This is a genomic window from Flavobacterium nackdongense (assembly GCF_004355225.1).
GTDB lineage: Bacteria > Bacteroidota > Bacteroidia > Flavobacteriales > Flavobacteriaceae > Flavobacterium > Flavobacterium nackdongense.
The window spans coordinates 2,936,631-2,959,266 of the sequence record NZ_CP037933.1; the positions used below are offsets into that span (position 1 = coordinate 2,936,631).

Genomic DNA, 22,636 nt, shown 5'->3' on the forward strand with positions numbered 1-22,636 from the left:
ACTATATGAATTCTTAAAAACAGTAGATGAATTCCCAATCACCAATCAAACAAACTTTTACTAAAGAAAGTTTAAAAAAGCAATTCAGACTTTCTGAGTTTCTTTCTGAAAAAATTATAACATCGGTGGCCTTTTTATCGATTGCTATAATTTTTTTAATTTTTATTTTTGTTTTCAAAGAATCCTTACCCTTATTTAGTTTTGGAAATAAAGCTAAACCAAATACTGAAATTCAATCGAACACTGACAAACCCGAAACCTACGGAGCAGCAACCGAGGAATTAAAACCTGAAACCTACGGAGCAACTACTACCGAGGAATTAAAACCTGAAATTTATGGTTCAGAACCCGTCTCGAATGAAGAGTTGAAACCTGAAACCTATGGAGAAAGCAAAAAAGAAGATTTATCCGTTCCCTTAGCCGATGAACCAATGGACGCAGTTTCCGAAAATAAAGAAGGAGCAGACAATACTTGGAGTACCTTTTTTTCAACCGAATGGGTCCCCGTTTCTGATAATCCCCGTTTTGGATTGATTGCTCTTTTAATAGGGACTTTAAAAGTTACGATTATCGCAATCCTGATTGCAGGACCATTAGCTATATTGGCAGCCGTTTATACTTCATGTTTTGCATCCAATAGACGAAAAGAAATCATAAAACCCATTATCGAAATGTTAGCCGCTTTTCCATCCGTTGTTATTGGATTTTTTGCAATGATGGTTTTGGCTACTTTTTTTCAAGATGTTTTCGGTTATGATTCCAGATTGAATGCTTTTATTGGTGGCGTAGCAATGGCATTGGCGGCAATCCCTATCATTTATACTATTTCAGAAGATGCTCTGTCGGCAGTGCCTAAAACGTATACCGAAGCCAGTTTGGCCTTGGGAGCAAGTAAAGCGCAAACCGCTTTCAAAGTTATTTTACCAGCGGCTACTCCAGGTATTTTTGCCGCCTTGCTCTTGGGAGTGGGTCGTGTTTTTGGCGAAACAATGATTGCTTTAATGGCAACTGGAAATGCGGCTTTATTATCAGCGAATCCATTCGAAAGCGTGAGAACTTTTGCGGCAACAATTGGATCTGAAATGGCTGAAACTGTTTTTGGAGAAACTCATTATAGTGTTTTGTTTTTTATAGGATCTTTACTTTTCATTTTCTCTTTCATATTAAATGCAATAGCAGAATTTTATGTCAAAGGAAAATTAATCAAAAAATTCCAAGGTAAATAGATATGAAAAAATCAAAAACTTTATCAGAAAATCCGTTTTCTAAATCCAAAGTAAAAGGAGATGGCATCAAAGAAAAAGCAGTTGTGGGTTTGACCCAATTGGCTGTGATTTTAATTATTGCAATCCTATTTATTATTTTAGGAATTATCATTTATCAAGGGCGAGAGAAATTTTCTTGGGAATTTATCAGTTCATTCCCCACAGATGGGATGACCAAAGGTGGAATATTTCCAGCTTTGATAGGTACTTTTATACTGGTTATTGTGATGTCGATTGCAGCAGTGCCTTTCGGAACGATTACAGCGCTTTATCTGACTGAATACGCGCACGAAAAATCAAAATTTGCAGCTGCGGTTCGGTTTTCAATTCGAACATTGGCGGTGGTGCCTTCGATTATTTTTGGGCTTTTCGGACTCGGATTTTTTATTCAATTTATAGGTACGGGAATGGATTCCACTTTCAATGGTGGAGAATTGCGTTGGGGGCAACCCAATATTCTTTGGGCAAGCTTAACCATGGCTTTATTGACACTTCCTGTGATAATTGTTTCGGTTGAAGAAGCCTTGAAAACCATCCCGAGGGAATTAAGAGAAGCTAGTTTAGCATTGGGAGCAACCAAATGGCAAACCATAAGAAAAGTAGTTTTGCCGGGTTCTATTTCGGGAATAATGACAGGAACAATACTTGCCGTGAGTAGAGGCGCTGGCGAAGTAGCACCGATATTATTTACTGGAGCTGCCTATTATTTGGCAACTTTACCGGGTTCATTGAGTGATCAATTTATGAATTTGGGGTATCACGTTTACATTATGTCAACGCAGTCTTCGGATGTTGAAAAAACAATGCCTATTCAGTTTGCAACGACCTTAGTGTTGTTAATGCTAACATTATCATTAAATTTAGTTGCAGTGGTAATAAGATCAAGAATTAGAAGAAAAGCAAAATAATTTAAGTCAAAAAGTTATATTTTAGACTAAATAATAATAAAATGAGAGATATAAAAATACATGTTAATGATTTGTCATTATACTACGGCGAGAAACAAGCGTTGAAAGAAATTTCGATGCAAATTCCAGCCAATAAAGTAACGGCATTGATAGGCCCTTCTGGTTGCGGAAAATCTACTTTTCTGAGATGCATCAACAGAATGAATGATTTGATTCCGAGTGTAAAAATCACTGGAGAAATGCTTGTAGAAGGAATCGACATCTACGACAAAAATGTGGATGTTGTCAATATTAGAAAGAAGATCGGAATGGTTTTTCAAAAATCAAATCCTTTTCCAAAATCAATATACGAAAACGTGGCGTATGGACCAAGAATTAATGGTCTGAACGACAAAACGCAATTGGATGAAATTGTGGAAACTTCTTTGCGTCAAGCCGCCATTTGGGATGAATTCAAAGACCGATTAGACGATTCTGCTTTAGGATTATCAGGAGGACAACAGCAGCGTTTGTGTATCGCTCGTACATTGGCGGTAAGCCCAGATATTATTTTGATGGACGAACCAGCTAGTGCATTAGATCCAATTTCAACCTCGAAAATCGAAGAATTGGTGCATCAACTAAAAGAGCAATACACCATAATTATTGTGACTCATAATATGCAACAAGCCGCTAGAACCAGTGATCATACCGCCTTTTTTTATATGGGCGAATTGATAGAAATGGGCAAAACAAATACTATATTTACCAAACCAGAAAAAAAGCAAACCGAAGATTATATCACGGGTCGTTTCGGATAATGACGGTATATTTGCATTGTTAAAAATTTTAAATAGTAGAAAATGACACATTTTGAAATAGAGCTAGATAAACTACAAAGCGTATTGATAAAAATTGGCACCCTAGCCGTGGGACAAGTAGGCGAATCGGTTAAGGCGCTTCTTTTTGAGCCTATCGAAGGGAAAGAAGTAAAGAAAATTGAAATGAAAATTGATAAATTAGACGTCAAAATCGACGAAATTTGTCAAAGCATCTTTGCTTTACAACAGCCCGTAGCCTCGGATTTGCGTTTTATTATGTCTTCGCTTCAAATCAGTAATGAGATTGAAAGAATAGGTGATTTGGCCATGAGTGTCATAAAAAGAGCGAAGAACATCAAGGAAAAACACGATTTGATTGCCAAGTTTGAAATAGCAAGTTTTGCCAAAGATATTGAATTGATTGCGCAGAAAACCAATGAATGTATTGTATTGCGTGACGAAAAAATGATCGCGGAAATTTTGCTGTTGAATAAAAACATTAAAGCAAATGGAGACAGAATTATCGATAAAATTATCGATGAGATGAAATCACATTCGAAAGTTGTAGTTTCAGGAACTAATTTGGTTATTGCATTGAAACATCTCGAGCGAATTTCAGATCACTGTTCTAATGTGGCGGAGTATGTTTATTTTGTAGTAAATGCCAAAATTATCAAGCACGATAAATTCGAAGATTTGAATATTGATACAATAGAATAAAGTTGATAATCCGATTCAACTTCGAAAAAGCAGTCAATTTATTTAGGCTGCTTTTTTCTTGTCGTCTCTCCACGTGATGTATCCCAAAATAGCATTGAAAAAATAGAAAGTATATTTGGCAACATTGGCAATGTTCATTAGCATTAGGTTCTGAATGGCTTTTGTTAAATTGTAAAATTGCCACATAAACCAATTGTCAGGGTACATTCTTGCCGTGTTGAATGTTCCACCAAAAGTCAATCCTGCCGGTATTGTGATAGCAAAAAATAATTTCCAATCTATTGGTTTTTCAGATAAGTATTGAAAGGCAATGTAGTTTAAAACTAAAGAAAAGAAAAAACCTAAAATGATATTTCTGTAAAAGATAAAGTCGATAGAACGCAGTATTTTGCTTTTCTTCCAAGCCTTGAAAACGAGATAATTTCCGATAAATGAGACGGGATACGTAAGAATTGCTCCGGCATTGCCCAGTAAATAATCAATAGAACCGCTTAAGAAAGTATTGCAGGTGGTAATGAAATTTCCAATATTGTTTTTCTTGGTAACCAATCGATTTCCCATCATCGAAAAGCTGGTATTCAAAATAGAAAGATATCCTAAATAAAAAACGTAGTTCTGCTGTTGAAATGTAAAACTGAAAACCGTTTTATGATATTCTAAAACAATGGAAGCCGTAACAACAATGATTAAACCAATAATATCCAAATAAGTACTATTGGTTATTGATTTTATGGTAAGTATCGATTTTTCGGAGAGTGAAATTGAGTTCATCCAATTGTGTTTAGGCAAATATAGAAAGATTATTGCCCACATTTTTATATCAATATCAAATAGAACTGTAAATTAGTAGAACTAGAATAACCATTAAAATGATTGGTCGATACTTTCTTTGAATTTCAGCTTTATGTAAAAATCCATCTTTTTTATATTCCCAAGAAAATAGAAACATAAAAACCTCTGACCAATTAATAAATAATCGAGCAGGGTTTATACAAAAAAAATCAAATCGTTGTTTGGCATTTTTTAAAGATTCAAATTCAACTTGTCTTTTTTCAAGGTATTTTGCGTGGTCAATTTGTTTGGTGTCAACTTTCCTGTTGTAAAGTTCATCCAAAGCTAACTTCAATGCTCTTTCATTCCATTTTTTTGGAGCACCGGCAATTGCGAGTAATTCTTCTGTTGATCTAGATTTAATGGGAGGTTTGAAATTGTCAATCATTGAACTCGTTGTTTAATTTTAATGTAAATGGAATTAAAAAAAATTATAATAAAAAGAAAAATTGAAAACAATAGAATATAATCTATCAAAAGAACATTTTGGTAGCCATTATGAAATAAGGAACAAAAAGATATTAATAAAAAGAAAATTAGAGATAAAATGAAGTTTGTTTTTGCTTTTATTATTGCTAAAAAAGAAAATAACACAAAAAACATTAATAAAATATAAACAATGAAATAGCTAAAATTAGTTAAATCATAAGCCCAACCAACTGTTTTGTTAATTCCGAAATTCTCAATGTCAGAAGAAAATCGAATTAGAAATAAAAAAGGTAAAAATGAAATCAAATACATTTTGTTTTCAAAAAGTAGCTTTATTCTATTTTTCATTTATTAAAGATTTAAAAATCCAACTCTAACTGAACACTAAAAACTGCCAACTGAACACTATTTTTTAATGTGCTTCCAGCCAATTTTTACCCATTCCAATTTCAACATCCAACGGAACATCCATTTTAAAGGCATTTTCCATTTCGTGTTTGATCATTGGTTGTATTTTTTCCAATTCCGAGTTGTGAACGTCAAACACCAACTCATCGTGTACTTGCAATAACATTTTCGATTTCCAATTCTCCGTAGTTAATTTCTTGTGGATATTGATCATCGCAATTTTGATAATATCGGCGGCGGAACCTTGAATTGGGGCGTTTACCGCATTTCGTTCGGCACCACTTTTGACCATCATATTGGCAGAATTAATGTCTTTCAAATAACGTCTTCGCCCTAAAACGGTTTGCACATAACCGTGTTCTCTTGCAAAATCGACTTGATTGGACATATATGATTTTAGTTTTGGGTAAGTTGCGTAGTAAGCATCAATCAATTCAGCAGCTTCTTTTCGCGAAAGTGAAGTTTGATTGGAAAGTCCAAAAGCAGAAACGCCATAAATAATCCCGAAATTCACCGTTTTGGCATTGCTACGTTGTTCCTTGGTTACTTCTTCCAATGGCACGTTGAATACTTTGGCAGCTGTACTTCTGTGAATGTCTTCGTTGTTTTGGAAGGCTTTAATCATATTCTCTTCGCCTGATAGTGCAGCAATAATTCGCAATTCTATTTGGGAATAATCCGCAGAAACCAAGGTGTAGTTTTCGTCACGAGGAATAAAGGCTTTTCGAATCAATCGGCCTCTGTCGGTTCGAACGGGGATGTTTTGCAAATTCGGATTATTGGAACTCAATCGACCCGTTGCGGCAACAGTTTGCATATAATCGGTATGAACACGACCTGTTTTTTTATCGACTTGGTTTGGTAAAGCATCAATATAGGTGCTTTGCAATTTCACCATTTGTCGCCATTCGAGAATGTCGCGTACAATTTCGTTGTCGTTTGCCAAATACGAGAGAATTTCTTCACCTGTCGCATATTGACCGGTTTTGGTTTTCTTTTGTTTCGCTCCGCCAATTTTCAATTTGTCGAATAAAATATCGCCGAGTTGTTTTGGCGAAGCTAAATTGAATTTCTCACCCGCCGTTTCATAGATTTTTTGCTCCAAAGCGGCACTTTCTTTTGCCATTTCAACCGACATTTCTTTTAGGAACGGAACATCCAGATTAATTCCTTCCAATTCCATTGCTGCCAAAACAGGAATCAACGGAATTTCGATTTCGTCAAACAATTTTTTGGTTTCGGCTTTGTCGAGAATCGGGCTGAAATTTTGTTTTAATTGATAGGTAATATCAGCGTCTTCGGCGGCGTATTCTTTGATTTCTTCTAATGCTACATCACGCATCGATTTTTGATTCTTTCCTTTTTTGCCAATCAAATCTTCAATAGATTTCGGCGAATATTTCAAATAAGTTTCACTCAAAACATCCATATTGTGACGCATATCGGGATTTATCAAATAATGCGCAATCATCGTGTCGAATAATTTTCCTTTGATTTGAACGCCGTAATGCGACATAATTTTCAAGTCGTATTTGATGTTTTGACCAATTTTTTCGATGCTTTCACTTTCGAAAAAAGGTTTGAATTTATCTGCCAAAACTTGCGCTTCTTCTTGATTTTCGGGAAACGGAACGTAAAAAGCTTTCCCTTTTTCGAAAGAAAACGACATTCCAACGAGTTCGGCATTCAAGGCATCAATTCCTGTGGTTTCGGTGTCAAAACAAACCGAAGTTTGATTCATTAAATTTTGTAAGAGCAATTTTACCGCAAAATCGCCTTGAATACTTTGGTAAAAATGTTCCGTGTTTTCTAATGTTGCAAGCCCCATCCCAACCTTCCCCGAAGGGGAAGGAGAAGCTTCACTATCTTCATAAAACCCAAATAAATCAAATTGATCTTCATTCGATTTTTTGGCAATTACTTTTTTAACATTGTCTTGCGCAATTTCTGCTCCCTCTCCTTTGGAGAGGGTTGGGGTGAGGCTTCCATTCGTATCGATTTCGTCGTATTCTTTTCCGGTTCCAAAATATTTATCAAACTGCGCTTTCATCTGGCGGAATTCCAATTCCTGGAATAATTCGTCTGTTTTTTCAACATCAGGTTTTGATAGTTCGTAGTCTTCGGCATTGAAAGTCACAGGACAATCCAGCAGAATGGCGGCTAATTTTTTAGACAATAAACCCAATTCGGCATTGGCTTCGATTTTATCTTTTATAGCGCCTTTCAGTTGATGCGTGTTGGCCAAAAGATTTTCCATTGAGCCGTATTCTTTCAGGAATTTTTTGGCTGTTTTTTCGCCAACACCCGGTAATCCTGGAATATTATCGGCAGCGTCGCCCATCATTCCAAGGAAATCAATTACTTGTTCTGGACGTTCGATTTCGAATTTTTCTAAAACTTCAGGAATGCCCCAAATTTCGATGTCGTTCCCCATTCGAGCAGGTTTGTACATAAAAATATTTTCAGAAACTAGCTGTGCAAAATCCTTATCGGGAGTCACCATAAATACTTGGAAGTTTTCTTTTTCAGCTTGTTTGGCCAAAGTTCCTATCAAGTCATCGGCTTCAAAACCGGCCACTTCAATGATTGGAATGTGCATTGCTTTTAATAATTCCTGAATATAAGGAACAGCAATTTTTATGGCTTCTGGGGTTTCATCACGATGGGCTTTGTATTCTTGGTACATTTCATAACGATAATCACTTCCACCTTTGTCGAACGCTACAGCCAAATGATCGGGTTTTTCGCGTTTGATAACATCCATCAAGGCATTCATAAATCCCATAATGGCCGAAGTGTCCATTCCTTTAGAATTAATTCTTGGGTTTTTGATAAAAGCAAAATAACCACGAAAGATTAAGGCGTAAGCATCGAGTAGGAAAAGGCGTTTTTGTGACATTGAAATATATTTAGAGGTGTAAAAATAGAGAACTATTTGGGATTTTTTTTAAAAGTTATAATTTCATTTTTTTTAATTACTATATTTGATATAAATTTAAGTTAGTTCATATGGAATTTATTGAAATTAATCCAAAAATAATGATTGGAAAACCCGTAATCAAAGGGACCAGGATTACTGTTGAGCAAATTATTTCTATGTTGGCTCAAGGAATTTCTATTGATGAAATATTGGAAGAATATAAAGGGTTGACCAAGCCAGAGGTATTAGCTTGTTTGCAATATGCTGAAAAAATTCTTGAAAAAACAACTACGCTGGATTTAGATAAAATTGCTTCTTAAATGCGATTTTTAGTTGATGAATGCACAGGGACTTCTGTTGCCGATTGGCTTAAAAATGAAAACCACGACGTTTATTCGGTCTTTGAACAATGGCGCGGTGCTTCTGATGATGCTATTTTAGAAAAGTGTCATCAAGAAAATTATATTCTTATTAGCTCGGATAAGGATTTTGGTGAAATGGTTTTTAGAAATCAAAAAGTGCATAGCGGTATAATTTTGTTGCGTTGTAGTCCAAATAATTTCGCTAAACGTATAGAAGTTTTATCCAAACTTTTGAAAAATTATTCAGACAAACTTGAAAATAATTTTGTTGTTGTGAGTAACGAAAATGTCAGAATTGTTGAAGTAAATTAAATTTACATCATTTCGTGAAAGGACTTTATCTGCAGTGTCTCTAATTTTTTAAAATCCGTTTAGCCTTTCTTCAATTCGCTAATTTCCAATCGCAATTGCTGAAACATATCTTTTACATTCATAACACCCAAATCGTCGGGTTGAAATTCTTGGGTGCAAAAGCTGCAAACGTGCTCCCAAATCTCGAGAATTTCATTGGCTTTCACTTCATAAGGCTTGTAAATATTATTATCCGAATGAAATAAAAAAATAGTTTCTCTTTTGGGTTTCCGAAAAAGCCTTTTGTAAACGATGCCATCGTTTCTGCTCAAAACCACATAGGTTTTTCCGTCTTTTATATCTGCTAACTTTTCAAGGTATTTGCCCACTATAAAAGATTTATCGTTGTGTGGCGGCATCGAATCGCCTTCGATTGGGAAAGCACGATATTTTCCATTAGATAGAAATGGTAAAGAAATGCGTTGCAAATTTTCGACAAATTCTGGATCCCCATAACCTGTCAAATATCCAGCTCTAGCTTTTGCTGTAACAATTTCAATTTTATTTTCGCCGTCACTATCAACAGTAATTGGGAGTAAAATTCGGTTTTCTTCTAGCTGCAATAAATTCTCATAAGGAACACGTCGAATATCAAAAGATAAAAGTAAATCAATACTGACGTGAAAATAACGAGAAATCCTCTGTAAGCAATCAAGAGGCGGGTCTGTTGTTCCTTCATATTTTGCATAACGTTCACGAGGTATTTTTAATTCATCAGCAATTTTTTGCTGTGTCATTCCGCTTTTAACACGAAGGTATCTGAGATTATCTGAAAATATAGACATATGTTAATGTGAATTTAATTCACAACAAATATACTATTTTTTGGTAATATGATTCTAATTTTGTAAAAAAAAAGATCAGCCCCCTAACCCCCAAAGGGGGAATAAAAACCTAAAAAATAAAAATCTATGGAAATAAATTTAACAACTTCTGCTCCCTCCCCTTCGGGGAGGGCTGGGGTGGGGCGAGCAATAGTACATATGGACTTGGATACTTTCTTCGTTTCCTGCGAACGACTGATTAACCCGAAGCTAAATGGCTTACCGCTCATTATTGGCGGTAGTTCTGATCGTGGCGTGGTGGCATCTTGTTCCTACGAAGCCAGAAAGTTTGGCGTACGCTCCGCAATGCCCGTAAAATATGCACTCCGATTGTGTCCCCAAGCATCGATAATCAAAGGCGATATGGAATACTATTCGAACAAATCGCACGAAGTCACCTCCATCCTAAAAGAGGCCGCGCCACTAGTAGAAAAAGCCAGTATCGACGAGTTCTATTTAGACCTAACCGGAATGGATCAATTTTTTGGCTGCTACAAATGGACTTCGGAATTGTCGGAAAAAATCATCCGAGAAAGTGGTTTGCCCATCAGTTTTGCGCTTTCGGTAAACAAAACCGTTTCAAAAATAGGAACTGGCGAAGCCAAACCCCTAGGCAAATTTGAAATCACAGAAAAAAACGTAAAACCATTTCTAAACCCATTACCCATCCAAAAAATACCGATGCTTGGCGACGTCACTTTTCAGTTATTATCAAGAATTGGCATTCGAAACATCCAAACATTATCCGAAATGCCTGTCGAAGTCTTACAACAAATGATCGGGAAAAACGGTGTTGAAATTTGGAAAAAAGCCAATGGCATCGATAACAACCCCGTAGAACCCTACACCGAACGAAAGTCGATATCAACCGAGCATACTTTTGAAACAGACACCACCGATATTTTTCTCATCAAATCGTTGATTACAGGAATGGTCGAAAAACTATCCTATCAATTGCGAACAGAAGGTTTTTTGACCTCCACAGTAGTCTTCAAAATCCGATACAATAATTTCGACACCGAAACCAAACAACTCAAAATCCCCTACACCTCATTCGACCATATTTTAACCAAAACAGCTATGGAACTTTTCGAAAAATTATACACTCGAAGAATGCGTTTGCGACTGATAGGAATTCGTTTTACAGGCTTGGTTCGCGGCAGCTACCAAATCAATATGTTCGAAGACACCACCGAAATGGTATCGCTCTATCAAGCCATTGATCGAATCAAAAATCGGTTTGGCTCCGATGCCGTTTCGCGTTGTTCAGGCGCTAGGATCAAACAAAAAAAGTAAAATAAAAATAATTGGGGCGTTCCCCTTTGGGTCGGGCTGCCGTTCCCGCTTTTTTAGGATTGGCAAAAAAAAGCAACCCTAAAAAGAGCTCCACTCTATCCCTAACGCGAGCATCGCGGTAACAACAAAAAATTATAAATTCAAAAAGGAACATTTAGAAAAAAATAGGCGAATTAGCATACTGACTTTTCAGCCACAGATTGCACAGATTATCACAGATTTCAAAAAACTGCCTCGGGGCAAAAACTAATGTCAAAAAAGGGAAGAATTTTATCGACGGCTTTGTCATTCTGACGAATAAAACTTAAAAAAAATCTGTGTAAATCCGCCCCATCCGTGTGCCATTATTAAGTTACTAGTCGCATAGTGGACAACTATCAATCAACAAATCAATTAATGAGTGAGCAAAAATCGACAACAATTTCAACTCCCTCCCCTTCGGGGAGGGCTGGGGTGGGGCCTCTCAACTGCCACTCCTATCATAGTTTACGTTATGGCACGATTCCGCTAAACGAACTCGTCGAACAAGCAAAATCTTGTGGTTTACCATCTTTGGCACTAACCGATATCAATACGGTTACGGGCATTTATGACTTTACAAAACAATGCAAAGAAGCGAATATCAAACCTATCGTCGGAGTAGAATTCCGTCAAAACAACCAGCTCCTTTTCATTGGCTTAGCCAAAAATCAAAAAGGAATTGGCGAAATGTGCCGACTTTTGACCCGACACAATCTCGAAAAAACCAACTTGCCTGAAGCCGCACCAGAATTCGAAAATGTAATCGTTATTTACCCCACAGAAAACATCCCAACTCAACTACGGCATTTCGAATACATAGGCATTCGCCCAGAGGAAATCATCAAATTATTCAAAACAGAATGGAAAGATAAAATCTCGAAAGCTGTCATCTTGCAATCCGTTACTTTCAGAACCAAGAAAGAATACAATTTGCATAGAATTCTCCGCGCCATCGACAACAATACGTTATTATCAAAACTCACCGAGGCCGACACTTGTGCAAAATCAGAAATAATGACACCAATAGATGATTTAATCGCAAAATATAGTGACTATCCCGAAATCATCAAAAACACCGAATGTATTATTGAGCAATGCCATTTCGAATTTGAATTCAACACGCCTAGAAACAAAAAATTCTATACCAAAAGCAAAGAAGGCGACCGCTTACTATTAGAAAATCTAGCCAAAAGCGGACTCACAAAAAGGTATGGAAACAACAATAACGAAGCCAATGCACGAGTCCTAAAAGAACTCAAAGTCATTAACGATTTGAACTTTAGCGGTTATTTTCTCATCACTTGGGACATCATTCAATACAGCAAAAGTTGCGGATTTATGCACGTGGGTCGGGGTAGCGGTGCCAATAGCATTGTGAGTTATTGTCTTGGCATTACAGACATCTGCCCCATTGAATTGGATTTGTACTTTGAACGCTTCCTGAATGAAAACCGAAAAAGTCCACCCGATTTCGACATTGATTGGTCTTGGCGCGAACGTGATTTTATTCTCGATTATATTTTTAAACGTTTTGATCCCAATCACGTGGCTTTTTGCGGTACCAATGTACAGTTCAAATACCGTTCTATTTTTAGAGAAGTTGGCAAAGTTTTTGGCTTAGCCAAAGAGGAATTAGACCATTTGGCAAAATCAAAAGGAAAAACAATCGATAAAAATTCTATCGTAAATTACGTCGAAGAATATGGTATGATGCTCGAAAAATACCCCAATCAGCGCAGTATGCATTCTTGCGGAATTATCATTTCTGAAGAGCCTATTACCAATTTTACTGCTTTGGAACTACCACCAAAAGGTTTTCCCATAGTTCAATTTGATATGCACGTTGCCGAAGATATTGGTTTTGAAAAATTCGATATTCTAAGCCAACGTGGTTTAGGTACTATCGACGAAGCCGTGAAAATTATTGAGCAAAATCGAGGTATTAAAATTGACATTACAGATATTTCGCTGTCAAAAAATGAACCCAAATGCAACGAATTTCTAAGTATTGGCAAAACATTAGGCTGTTTTTACATCGAAAGTCCTGCAATGCGTGGTTTACTCCGAAGACTCAAATGTGACAATTACAAAACCTTAGTGGCGGCATCGAGCATTATTCGTCCGGGAGTTGCTCAAAGTGGAATGATGCGCGAATACATTTTCAGACACAACCATCCCGATAAGTTTGAATACTTTCACGAGGTTTTCAAAGAACAATTGGGCGAAACTTACGGGGTAATGGTCTATCAAGAAGATGTGATCAAAATAGCGCTTCATTATGCCGGACTTTCGGCTGCTTATGGCGATATTTTGCGTCGAGCCATTAGCGGCAAAGGCAGATCGCTTGCAGAATTACAATCAGTAAAAGACCAGTTTTTTGTATCTTGTCAAAACAAAGGCTATGAGGTAAAACTCAGCCAAGAAGTGTACCGACAAATCGAATCGTTTGCAGGCTATTCGTTTTGCAAAGCACATTCGGCTTCTTACGCGGTAGAAAGTTACCAAAGTTTATACCTAAAAGCCTATTATGGTATCGAGTTTATGGTGGCGGCTATCAATAACGGAGGCGGATTTTACAGACCCGAAATTTACATTCACGAAGCCAAAATGTCGGGAGCAAGCATTCACAATCCGTGCGTTAATAAAAGCAGCTATCAAACTACGGTTTATGGCACCGATGTCTATTTGGGTTTAATGCAGCTTAAGAGTTTGAATGCTGATTTGATTGATTCTATTATTAAAGAACGCAGTTCAAATGGAGATTTTCAATCACTGGAAGATTTTATCAACCGAATTCAAGTAGGTTTAGAAAGCATTCAAACCTTAATTTTTATTGGTGCTTTTCGGTTTACAGGCCAAACAAAAAGTCAATTGATCATTATAGCTCGAATGCTGTTGGTCAATTTCAAAATTGAAAACAAAAATTCAATGCTAATTCAAGAACCCATAAAAGAGTTCAAACTGCCTGTTGTGGAACGTTCTTTTTTTGAAGATGCTTTCGATGAAATAGAAATTCTAGGCTTTCCGGTATCTTGTTCACCATTTGATTTATTGCAAACCAAATTTCGCAGTACTGTGGTAGCCAAAAATTTAAACCATTTTGTAAACAAAGAAGTAAAACTCATCGCTTATTTAGTTTCTATAAAACAAGTGCCTACCAAGCTTGGGATGATGTTTTTCGGTACTTGGATCGATTGCGATGGCGATTATTTTGATACGGCTCATTTTCCAAAAAGCGTGGTTCAATATCCGTTCAAAGGCGGTGGTTGTTACTTATTATTGGGTACAGTAGCTATCGATTATCATTTTCCAACAATTACCATTTTGAAAATGGCCAAGATGCCTTTTGTTGTCGATCCACGTTATTCAAACGCAAGCACATTACAGTTCAAAGCTACAGAACAACTTCGCGAAGACAAAAGTTTAACACAACGTGCGCCTTATCCGCAGGAACACGAAATAGGACTGCCTAGGCACAAAATGGTGTGATAGATCTATTTTTTGATGAAAAGTTAAGTGATTAAAATACAAGTTACTGCTAGTAGCAATCCTTAATAAGGCATCAAGCTATCCTACGTTAATACTTCGAACTATCGTCGATTTCAAGGTTTTAATTTCTTTGACATCGTCATCTAATTTCAAAATTCGATCTAATTTTTTTTGTAAAATACTATATTTGGTATAGTATTTATACAATTCTTTACCTGTAAAAAAAGCAGTCACGAAAACTCCAGTGAACAAACCAATAATGTAATAAGTAATCATAAGTTCTATTTTTTTTAGTTAAAAAGCATTTACATCTCCTTTCAGAGTAACAATAACAGTCATAAAACAAATTTTGATATCGGTGAATAAACTCCAACGCTGCACATATTCGATATCTTTATTCACTCGACGAATCATATCTGATATTCTTTTTGTCTCGCCTCTGAGTCCTGAAACCTGAGCCAGACCTGTAATTCCTGGTTTTACAAAATGACGCACCATAAAATTATCAATCTGTGCATTGTAGTCTAAGGTATGTTTAATCATATGAGGTCTTGGACCAACGATACTCATATTTCCGATTAGAACATTAAAAAATTGCGGCATTTCATCCAAACTAGAGCATCTAAGAAATTTCCCGATTGGTGTAATTCGGGCATCTCCTTTTTGAGCTTGTTGACTTTCGTCGCCCATATTCACATACATACTGCGGAATTTATAACACCAGAAAGGTTCGTTATTTAAGCCAGACCGCAATTGTTTAAATAAAACAGGGCCTTTACTTTGCTTCTTGATTATAATAGCTACTATCGGATAAAGCCAAGACAAAACGAAAATAATTACTAAGCTACTAAAAATGACGTCAAATACTCTTTTGATCAATCTGTTATAGGAGTTTTGCAAGGGTTCAAAACGAGGTTTTATCACATGAAAATTATTCAAATGGCTTGAACTAAACTGATTTTTTGAAATCATTGAGAAATCCGGGATAAATCTCAAGCACATACAATACTTATCACCAAGACCAAAGAAATAATTCAAATCTGTTATAAAATCAGGATTGGCTACAATATATAACTCGTTGATATGCTGCTCAGAAGCATTGTAAATGCCGTCGGCAAGTGCTAACGCAAAGTCTTCATTAGTGGCATAATTAGTTGAAGCATTTTCGTTGAGGATTCCTCTAAAGTCAGTAAAATAGGAATTTGTTTCTAATTGCGAAGCTAATTCGATACTGGTTTTATTAAATCCCCAAATAGCGACCGTATTAGTATTGACAACTAGTTTTTTGATTTTTTCGAGCAATAAGGTAAACAAAATTCTTGAAAACAAAAAATAGCCCATTAAGAAACTCATTTGAATCAAATTGGCATTACTTCCTAGGAAGAAGACCAAATTATCTTGCAAAACAAAAACGCAACAATACCATAATAATAGTTGTGTTACCAAGGCACGCCAGCTCTTAGAGTAAAATCCTTCTAAACTAAAAAGGGCATCTACAGCATACAATTTAAAATGGATTACGGCAAATAACCAACTTACCAATGTAATAACAATCATTTTGTTGAGATACAAAGTATTCCAAACAATACCCTCAGCGTTGGCAATTTCGAAAAACAGGATGGTACCCAATACCATAGCAATCATATCTGCAATGGCACAGAAAATTATAAACGTGTATTTGTAACTATTTTTCATGTCTTATTTTTCTTAAAAAATTGTAAACTGCGGCTCCTATCGAGCTTCCTACTATTCCATAAAACACATCTGCTAAATCTTGATTTCTTTTTTGAATAAAAAATTGCCCTGCTTCTGCAATGCAAACGATAACGGCTGCTATAGCTATGTTTTTTAGTAACCCCAAATAATTATTACTATTGATTTTATTTATTCTTTTGGGTTGTGCATACGCTTCTAATAGAAAGCCTAAACCTAAAAAGGGGATAGCTGTTCGTACATTGTAGTTATTATTACCCCAGTCCACAAGCCACTTTGGTAAATAGGTTTCGTTCTTGAAAGTTGGATCTGGCAACCACGAAAAATAAAACACAGCAATTATAACTAATAGCAAAAGCCCTAACAATATTTTTTTCAACATTTAATTCGTTTTGACTTAACAAATATTTCATTTAAAGCATGAAATAGATTTTCAATTAAAAAAAACAAACAAGTATTAGCTAAGGCTCCTTTTGTACCATGGCTTCTTTTTAATCGCTTCTTCATATTGGTAGCCATAATTATATTTATATCCGTAAGCACTTTTCATGTTGACTTCGTTGATGATAAATCCAACATTTTTGAGTTGATTTTTTTTATTAAATTTATTGAACTGTGCCACTGAACTTTTATCGGTATAATTAAATTTTGTGACGTAAACAGTTACATCGGCTAAATGGCTAAAATTGAGTGTGTCGGATATCATTTGGACAGGTGCGGTATCTAAAATGATATAGTCGTAAAGGTCTTTTGCCTCTTCAATCAATGTTTCAAAATTAGAATTAGTTAGTAATTGTGTTGGATTAGGGGGGATTTCTCCAGCTATTAAAACGTCCAGGTTTGCAGAAAAATCATTCGCTTTTCGTAATGAACTTTTCCAGTCAACTTTTTTATCAAATAAATAGTTTACTAAGCCTAATTCATTTTTATTTAAATTAAAATATTCGTGCAATTGAGGGTTTCTCAAATCGACACCGATGAGCAAAACTTTTTTATTCAGATTACTAATGGTTATCGCGTTATGAAAAGCACAAAAGGACTTTCCTTCTCCTTGAATGGCCGAAGTGACCAAAATTATTTTAGCTTTATCGTCGTTTTTACCTGGCAATAAATAATTTATATTAGAAACTAACGTACGAGTAGCTTCGGCTATCAATGAACGGGAATTTGCTGTATTGTCTAACTTATCCTTAGAACTTATTCTAGGAATATAACCTAGAAAAGGCATATTAGGATTTATTTTATGAATATCTTCCTCATTATGTATTTTAGAATCTAATTGTAAATTGGCATAGATTATTCCAAAAGGGATGAGAAGCCCTAACAAAAATGCGCCCAACATAAATGATCTTGGTTGCGGAAAAATAGGCGAATAATTTGTTTCTGGTGAATTAAGCGTTTTTAAATTTGACTCTAAAATAGCACCATTCAAGATAGCCTCTTCTCTTTTTTGTAATAATGCCACGTAAGTGCCCTCTTTTGTGTTTAGATTACTATTAATATTACCTAAAATTTTATCATTTGTCGGTATGTTTTTCGCTTTTGAATTAGCAATATTTTGTTCTGCTCTATTGGCTCTGCTAGTTTGTTTTAAGCTGCTTAAATAACTTTCTAATGTATTCAAGATCTCTTGTCTTTGAGATTTAAGCTGTGTCATTAAACTTATATAGGCAGGATTGTTTTTTTGTGCTCTTTGCAAAATCAACTCACTTTCCATAAGCTTCGTATTGTAATTCAAAAGCATCTGGTTTACTGAGGGTGCTTCTAATTTGTAATCTGTCCCCAAAGGTCTTAAACCATTGGAATCTCTAATGTCATTAATGGCATAATTGGTTAAAGCTATTTGTCTTTCGTTAATAGCAGAGTTTTCATTCTTTACACTTCTATCTGCTGTTTTTTCAACAATATAACTATCCATCACTAGGATGTCATTGTTTTTCAAGAACTTTTCTTTTACACTTTCAATAGAATCTTTTTCTTTAGTAAAACTTTTTATCCTTTGGTTTAAATAAGAAACTGTATTAACATATAATTTTTGCTTATTGATAATGATATTTTTATCTAACAAAACAATAATATCACTTAAGATTTTTCTTGAACGATAAGGACTGGTTCCGGTGTGACTTATTTCTAAAGTTCCCTTAGAGTCTTCATCCGTTACTACGTCAAGCGCTTTCTTTAGTTTTTTTAATGCAACTTCATCTGGCTCTAAACTTACTTCGTACTCCGTATCGAAAAAATAGGAGGGATTTTTCAAGGCTTTGGGTGATAATTGAATTTTGAAGGGCAAACCATCCGCTGTTTGGCTTCCATAATATCCGTTCACAACAAATTTTCTTTCAGAATCTATGTCTGTCAAGGTAAATCCTTGTTTGTCTATTTTAACCTTATAAGAAATTTGCGGCAAGACATCGTTGCCTACTGTTGGAATTACAATAAAAGGAACTTCATTTACGTATTTTCCTTGTATTTTATATACTTCTTCGAAATAACTAATATTTAAATTGGTACTTCTGACCACTTTCATCAAAAAGTCATTCGAGCTAACTAGTCGTACCTCCTCTTCTAAATTTTCTTCCTTAGTACTTTCGTTGGTAGTATTGGCGCTGGTCGAAATTATTTTTGTTTTTTCATCTTGCTTTTTATCAATGAAAAGTAATGCTGATGTTTCGTATGTCGGTGGAATTGTTTTAATAAAATAAAAAGCTATTCCCAAACACAAAATCAAACTAAGCAAAAACCATTTCCAATGTATGAAATATTTAAAAAATTCGTTTTTAAAATCCATGATATAGTATTTAATTGAATGCTATTGTCAAGTGTACAATAGCCGTGATTCAAGACTTACAGCAGATCTAAGGCTTGATAATTAGGGTATTTTAACGTGTTAGTTGTTTTGAATAAGTAAAATCAAGACCGTAAGGGAAGCAATAATACCCAATACTTGAATTGGATCGGTAATTAGTCCACCACTATTTACTTTCAGTTTATTGGGCGTTACTAATATTACATCATTTTGTCTGATACGGTAATCTGGATTAGACATCCAGGACGCTGTAGTTAAGTCGATGTGGTAAATCAACCGCTTTCCGTTGGACTCTCGAATCAGTTTTACATCTTTTCTAATTGCCGAATAAGTAAGGTCTCCAGCTAAGCCTATTGCATCTAAGAGGCTTATTGATTCTTCAGTAAAAGGAATGACTCCTGGAGATTTTACCTCTCCTAAAATAGTGAACTTGTTATTAAGAACTCTTACCATTACAGTAGGATTAACCAAATATCCTTCGCTGATGAGGCGTTCCTTTATTTTTGCCTCAGCCATTGTAGGGGTAATTCCGCCCACATTGACTTCGTTTAAAACGGGCAAAGTGATATTTCCTTGCGGGGTCACTAAGTAGCCGGATAATTTCATCATGTCGACCGAATTGTTTGTATTACTTGCCGTTGGCAGATTAAACGGTGCAGATACTAATGGGTTAAGGTCGCTAATATCCACCTTAAGGATATCGTTGGGCTGTATTTTTGTAGCTGCGTAATTTAAAGTAGAATTAGAAAATTTATCTAAATCTTGTACATACAACATATTTTTCTTGGTTGTACATGACTGTAATAATAAAAAAAGTAAAGCAACTATTGTAAAGAATTTTTTTTTCATAAAATTTGGGGTTTATATAAAAATTAAAAAAATCAATTAATAAAAATTTTCAAGACTATTTATAGCATAATTCCGAGTTTAGAAATGTAACGTATTCGATGCTGCTTTTTACAATTGAACCATATATTGTCTTAATGCCATAGTTTTTTTCTGAAAAACAACTAGAAATGCAGTCAAACCGTGAAATTTATAAATTTTATAGTCTTCGTATAAAACTTCTAAGGCTTGTTTTAAGTTGGTGCTCATTCCGCCCATTCTCATTTTGACAATATAGGAATTGATGTAGCTCATCTTAATTTTATATTTATACAAATAGCGTAGCAGAAACTCAGTGTCCGAAGCTATTTTAAAATCAAGATTATAAACACCATATTTATCAATTACCGATTTTTTTAGGTATACAGTGGGGTGCAACGGCAACCAGCCTTTTTTTACTTTTTTAAGACTAAAAATCCCTCCTATTCGATTTCGAATTAAGCGCTCACTAGAATCGTTTGAAACATAAACTCCATCACCATACACGCCTTCTAAACTAGAATCATACTGGAACCTAGCTACAATTTTACGTACTGCATTCACATCATAAAACTCGTCGTCAGAGTGCATCAAACCAATGACGTCGCCTGTGGCCAATTTGAGACCTTTGTTGATAGCATCGTACATTCCTTTGTCTGGCTCAGAAATGAATTGACTAATACGATTTCCATATGATTCAATAATTTCTTTTGTTCCATCTGTGGAATTACCATCTACAATGATGTATTCAATATCATCATAATTTTGTTCTAATACACTTTTAATGGCTTTCCCTATCGTCGCTTTTCTATTGTAACAAACCGTGATTATAGTAACTCTCATAATAATATTTTTTAAAGCCCTAAGAATAATTCATCTTAACTGAGGGTAAAATTATAGGAAAGAGATGCTACAAAAAAATGTTCTCGATGAAACACCACAATACTCGTTAAAAACACAAAAACCGTGTCACTGAAAGGCAAAAACCTGAAAATTTGAGCCCTATTATTGTAATAAAAAAAGCTACATCTTTAATGAACTGCCAAGTAATGCTACTCTTTAAACTAACATGCTCGGCTCAAATTGAGCCGAGCATGTTAGTTCGTAAAAAGGTTTATCTAACCTATTAGATATTCATTAAAAGTTTGTCAAAATAACTAATAGTAGCAATCAAACCTTCTCGTAGTTGTATTTTCGGTTCCCAACCCTGCAGCTTCTCTTTCGCTAAAGTGATATCGGGTTGTCTTTGTTTTGGATCGTCTTGAGGCAAATCAAGATGAATAATTTTCGATTTTGATCCTGTCAATTCGATGATGGCTTGTGCCAATTCTAGCATTGTAAATTCATTAGGGTTTCCCAAATTTACGGGCCCCAAAAAATCGGGACCAGAAGCCATCATCCTGATCATTCCTTCAACCAAATCGTCTACATATTGAAACGAGCGGGTTTGTAAACCGTCGCCAAAGATCGTAATATCATTTCCTTGTAGGGCTTGCACTATAAAATTTGATACCACGCGCCCATCGGCCGGATTCATATTAGGGCCGTAGGTGTTAAAAATCCTAATAATTTTGATGGCCACATTATTCTGATTGTGATAATCCATAAATAATGTTTCGGCACAACGTTTGCCTTCGTCATAGCAAGAACGAATTCCTATCGGATTTACGTGTCCCCAATAACTTTCTGGTTGGGGGTGCACTAGCGGATCTCCATAAACCTCACTAGTGCTGGCTTGTAACACTTTAGCCTGAACCCTTTTTGCCAGTCCCAAAACATTTATGGCTCCCATTACGGAGGTTTTAATTGTTTTTATGGGATTGTATTGGTAATGTACTGGCGATGCCGGGCAAGCCAAATTGTAGATTTCATCAACCTCAGCATAATAAGGTTCCGTTATGTCGTGACGAACCATTTCAAAATAAGGATGATCCAACATATCGATGATATTCGATTTGGCTCCTGTAAAGTAATTGTCAAGACAAATCACTTCATTTCCCTCATTCAATAATCTTTTACACAAATGGGAACCCACAAATCCAGCTCCTCCGGTTATTAATATTTTTTTCATTTTTGATAGTTTAGTATTTTCTTTGTCTTATATATATGGCGGGATTACCTTGGTAGATACCCAATGGTTCTAAATTTTTAGTTGCAACTGATCCAACAGTCAAAATCGATTCATTTCCACAATTTACCCCAGGACAAACCACAGACTTAGCACCGATCCAAACCCCATTTCCAATACAAATGGGTTCGTTTTTATAATCAAAAGAGGTAGATTTATAATCGTGATTCCCTGTTAATAGCAATGCGCCTTGTGATAAACACACATCATTACCAATGGTTACTTTATCTAAATTGTCGATCCAAACTCCTTCACCAATCCAGACATCATTACCAACAACTAACTTCCAGGGAAATTTAATATTTACATTGGGTTTTATTACGATACCTTGTCCTATTGTAGCGCCAAAAGAGCGTAATAAAAAAACCTTAAAGCTCATAAATATGAACCAAGAATTTTTCAAAAAAAGCGCATTTAAAATAACCCAAATCAATTGGATCAATTTACCTCTGCCTTTGTCGTAATTATTTGTTTTAAATGTTTTAAGTGCTACCGTCATAG

Annotated in this window: 20 protein-coding genes; 8 read left to right on the plus strand and 12 right to left on the minus strand. The window is 35.5% G+C overall.

Features of this window, described 5'->3' with window-relative positions; translation table 11 throughout:
* Window positions 1-26 precede the first annotated feature (26 nt).
* Genes pstC through phoU form a run of 4 tightly spaced genes read left to right on the plus strand, consistent with a single transcriptional unit; the run spans window position 27 to window position 3,693 of the window.
* Entirely contained in the window at window positions 27-1,226 is a 1,200-nt protein-coding gene (gene pstC, locus E1750_RS12500; protein ID WP_133277100.1) for a phosphate ABC transporter permease subunit PstC, read from the plus strand.
* 2 nt (window positions 1,227-1,228) lie between these two features.
* Entirely contained in the window at window positions 1,229-2,173 is a 945-nt protein-coding gene (gene pstA, locus E1750_RS12505; protein ID WP_133277101.1) for a phosphate ABC transporter permease PstA, read from the plus strand.
* A 41-nt stretch (window positions 2,174-2,214) separates the two neighbouring features.
* On the plus strand, window positions 2,215-2,973 hold the full coding sequence (gene pstB, locus E1750_RS12510) for a phosphate ABC transporter ATP-binding protein PstB (RefSeq protein WP_133277102.1): 759 nt from the start codon (window positions 2,215-2,217) through the stop codon (window positions 2,971-2,973).
* Window positions 2,974-3,015: 42 nt separating this feature from the next.
* Window positions 3,016-3,693 (plus strand): phosphate signaling complex protein PhoU, encoded by a 678-nt coding sequence (gene phoU / locus E1750_RS12515; protein WP_133277103.1) that lies wholly within the window; start codon window positions 3,016-3,018, stop codon window positions 3,691-3,693.
* Window positions 3,694-3,735: 42 nt separating this feature from the next.
* Here phoU and E1750_RS12520 read toward each other — a convergent pair whose 3' ends face one another.
* From E1750_RS12520 to polA, 3 genes are all read right to left on the minus strand, one after another.
* Window positions 3,736-4,464 (minus strand): nicotinamide mononucleotide transporter family protein, encoded by a 729-nt coding sequence (locus tag E1750_RS12520; RefSeq protein ID WP_165698051.1) that lies wholly within the window; start codon window positions 4,462-4,464, stop codon window positions 3,736-3,738.
* A gap of 55 nt (window positions 4,465-4,519) precedes the next feature.
* The gene (locus tag E1750_RS12525; protein ID WP_133277105.1) at window positions 4,520-4,912 is read right to left on the minus strand and encodes a hypothetical protein; all 393 of its coding nucleotides are present in this window, start codon (window positions 4,910-4,912) and stop codon (window positions 4,520-4,522) included.
* A 453-nt stretch (window positions 4,913-5,365) separates the two neighbouring features.
* Window positions 5,366-8,260: a DNA polymerase I gene (gene polA, locus E1750_RS12530; protein WP_133277106.1), complete on the minus strand. Its 2,895-nt coding sequence runs from the start codon at window positions 8,258-8,260 to the stop codon at window positions 5,366-5,368.
* A 110-nt stretch (window positions 8,261-8,370) separates the two neighbouring features.
* Between polA and E1750_RS12535 the strand changes: the two genes are divergently transcribed.
* Window positions 8,371-8,601: a DUF433 domain-containing protein gene (locus tag E1750_RS12535; RefSeq protein ID WP_133277107.1), complete on the plus strand. Its 231-nt coding sequence runs from the start codon at window positions 8,371-8,373 to the stop codon at window positions 8,599-8,601.
* The gene (locus E1750_RS12540) at window positions 8,602-8,955 is read left to right on the plus strand and encodes a DUF5615 family PIN-like protein (RefSeq protein WP_133277108.1); all 354 of its coding nucleotides are present in this window, start codon (window positions 8,602-8,604) and stop codon (window positions 8,953-8,955) included.
* Between the two features lie 59 nt (window positions 8,956-9,014).
* On the opposite strand, the gene E1750_RS12545 is transcribed toward E1750_RS12540, so the two are convergent.
* Entirely contained in the window at window positions 9,015-9,779 is a 765-nt protein-coding gene (locus E1750_RS12545) for an XRE family transcriptional regulator (protein WP_133277109.1), read from the minus strand.
* A gap of 177 nt (window positions 9,780-9,956) precedes the next feature.
* Here E1750_RS12545 and dinB point away from each other — a divergent pair, with 177 nt between their 5' ends.
* Together dinB and E1750_RS12555 are read left to right on the plus strand one after the other, a co-directional pair.
* Window positions 9,957-11,114 (plus strand): DNA polymerase IV, encoded by a 1,158-nt coding sequence (dinB, locus tag E1750_RS12550; protein ID WP_133278144.1) that lies wholly within the window; start codon window positions 9,957-9,959, stop codon window positions 11,112-11,114.
* Window positions 11,115-11,510: 396 nt separating this feature from the next.
* Window positions 11,511-14,624 carry a DNA polymerase III subunit alpha gene (locus E1750_RS12555; RefSeq protein ID WP_133277110.1) on the plus strand — a complete coding sequence of 1,038 codons (3,114 nt, stop codon included), beginning with the start codon at window positions 11,511-11,513 and terminating at the stop codon, window positions 14,622-14,624.
* A 78-nt stretch (window positions 14,625-14,702) separates the two neighbouring features.
* Here the strand turns inward: E1750_RS12555 and E1750_RS12560 are convergent, their stop codons facing one another.
* The 8 genes from E1750_RS12560 to E1750_RS12595 form a co-directional block, all read right to left on the minus strand.
* Window positions 14,703-14,900, minus strand: a complete 198-nt coding sequence (locus E1750_RS12560) for a hypothetical protein (protein ID WP_133277111.1) — start codon at window positions 14,898-14,900, stop codon at window positions 14,703-14,705.
* Window positions 14,901-14,918: 18 nt separating this feature from the next.
* Window positions 14,919-16,319, minus strand: a complete 1,401-nt coding sequence (locus tag E1750_RS12565) for an exopolysaccharide biosynthesis polyprenyl glycosylphosphotransferase (protein WP_133277112.1) — start codon at window positions 16,317-16,319, stop codon at window positions 14,919-14,921.
* On the minus strand, window positions 16,309-16,719 hold the full coding sequence (locus E1750_RS12570; RefSeq protein ID WP_133277113.1) for a VanZ family protein: 411 nt from the start codon (window positions 16,717-16,719) through the stop codon (window positions 16,309-16,311). The genes E1750_RS12565 and E1750_RS12570 overlap by 11 nt, the downstream gene beginning before the upstream one ends.
* A gap of 75 nt (window positions 16,720-16,794) precedes the next feature.
* Window positions 16,795-19,125 carry a GumC family protein gene (locus tag E1750_RS12575; RefSeq protein ID WP_133277114.1) on the minus strand — a complete coding sequence of 777 codons (2,331 nt, stop codon included), beginning with the start codon at window positions 19,123-19,125 and terminating at the stop codon, window positions 16,795-16,797.
* Window positions 19,126-19,224: 99 nt separating this feature from the next.
* Entirely contained in the window at window positions 19,225-19,992 is a 768-nt protein-coding gene (locus E1750_RS12580; protein ID WP_133277115.1) for a polysaccharide biosynthesis/export family protein, read from the minus strand.
* Between the two features lie 108 nt (window positions 19,993-20,100).
* Complete coding sequence (locus tag E1750_RS12585) at window positions 20,101-20,850, minus strand: glycosyltransferase family 2 protein (protein WP_133277116.1); 750 nt, start codon at window positions 20,848-20,850, stop codon at window positions 20,101-20,103.
* 283 nt (window positions 20,851-21,133) lie between these two features.
* Window positions 21,134-22,078 (minus strand): UDP-glucuronic acid decarboxylase family protein, encoded by a 945-nt coding sequence (locus E1750_RS12590; protein ID WP_133277117.1) that lies wholly within the window; start codon window positions 22,076-22,078, stop codon window positions 21,134-21,136.
* A gap of 10 nt (window positions 22,079-22,088) precedes the next feature.
* On the minus strand, window positions 22,089-22,634 hold the full coding sequence (locus E1750_RS12595) for a WcaF family extracellular polysaccharide biosynthesis acetyltransferase (RefSeq protein ID WP_133277118.1): 546 nt from the start codon (window positions 22,632-22,634) through the stop codon (window positions 22,089-22,091).
* Between the last annotated feature and the right edge of the window lie 2 nt (window positions 22,635-22,636).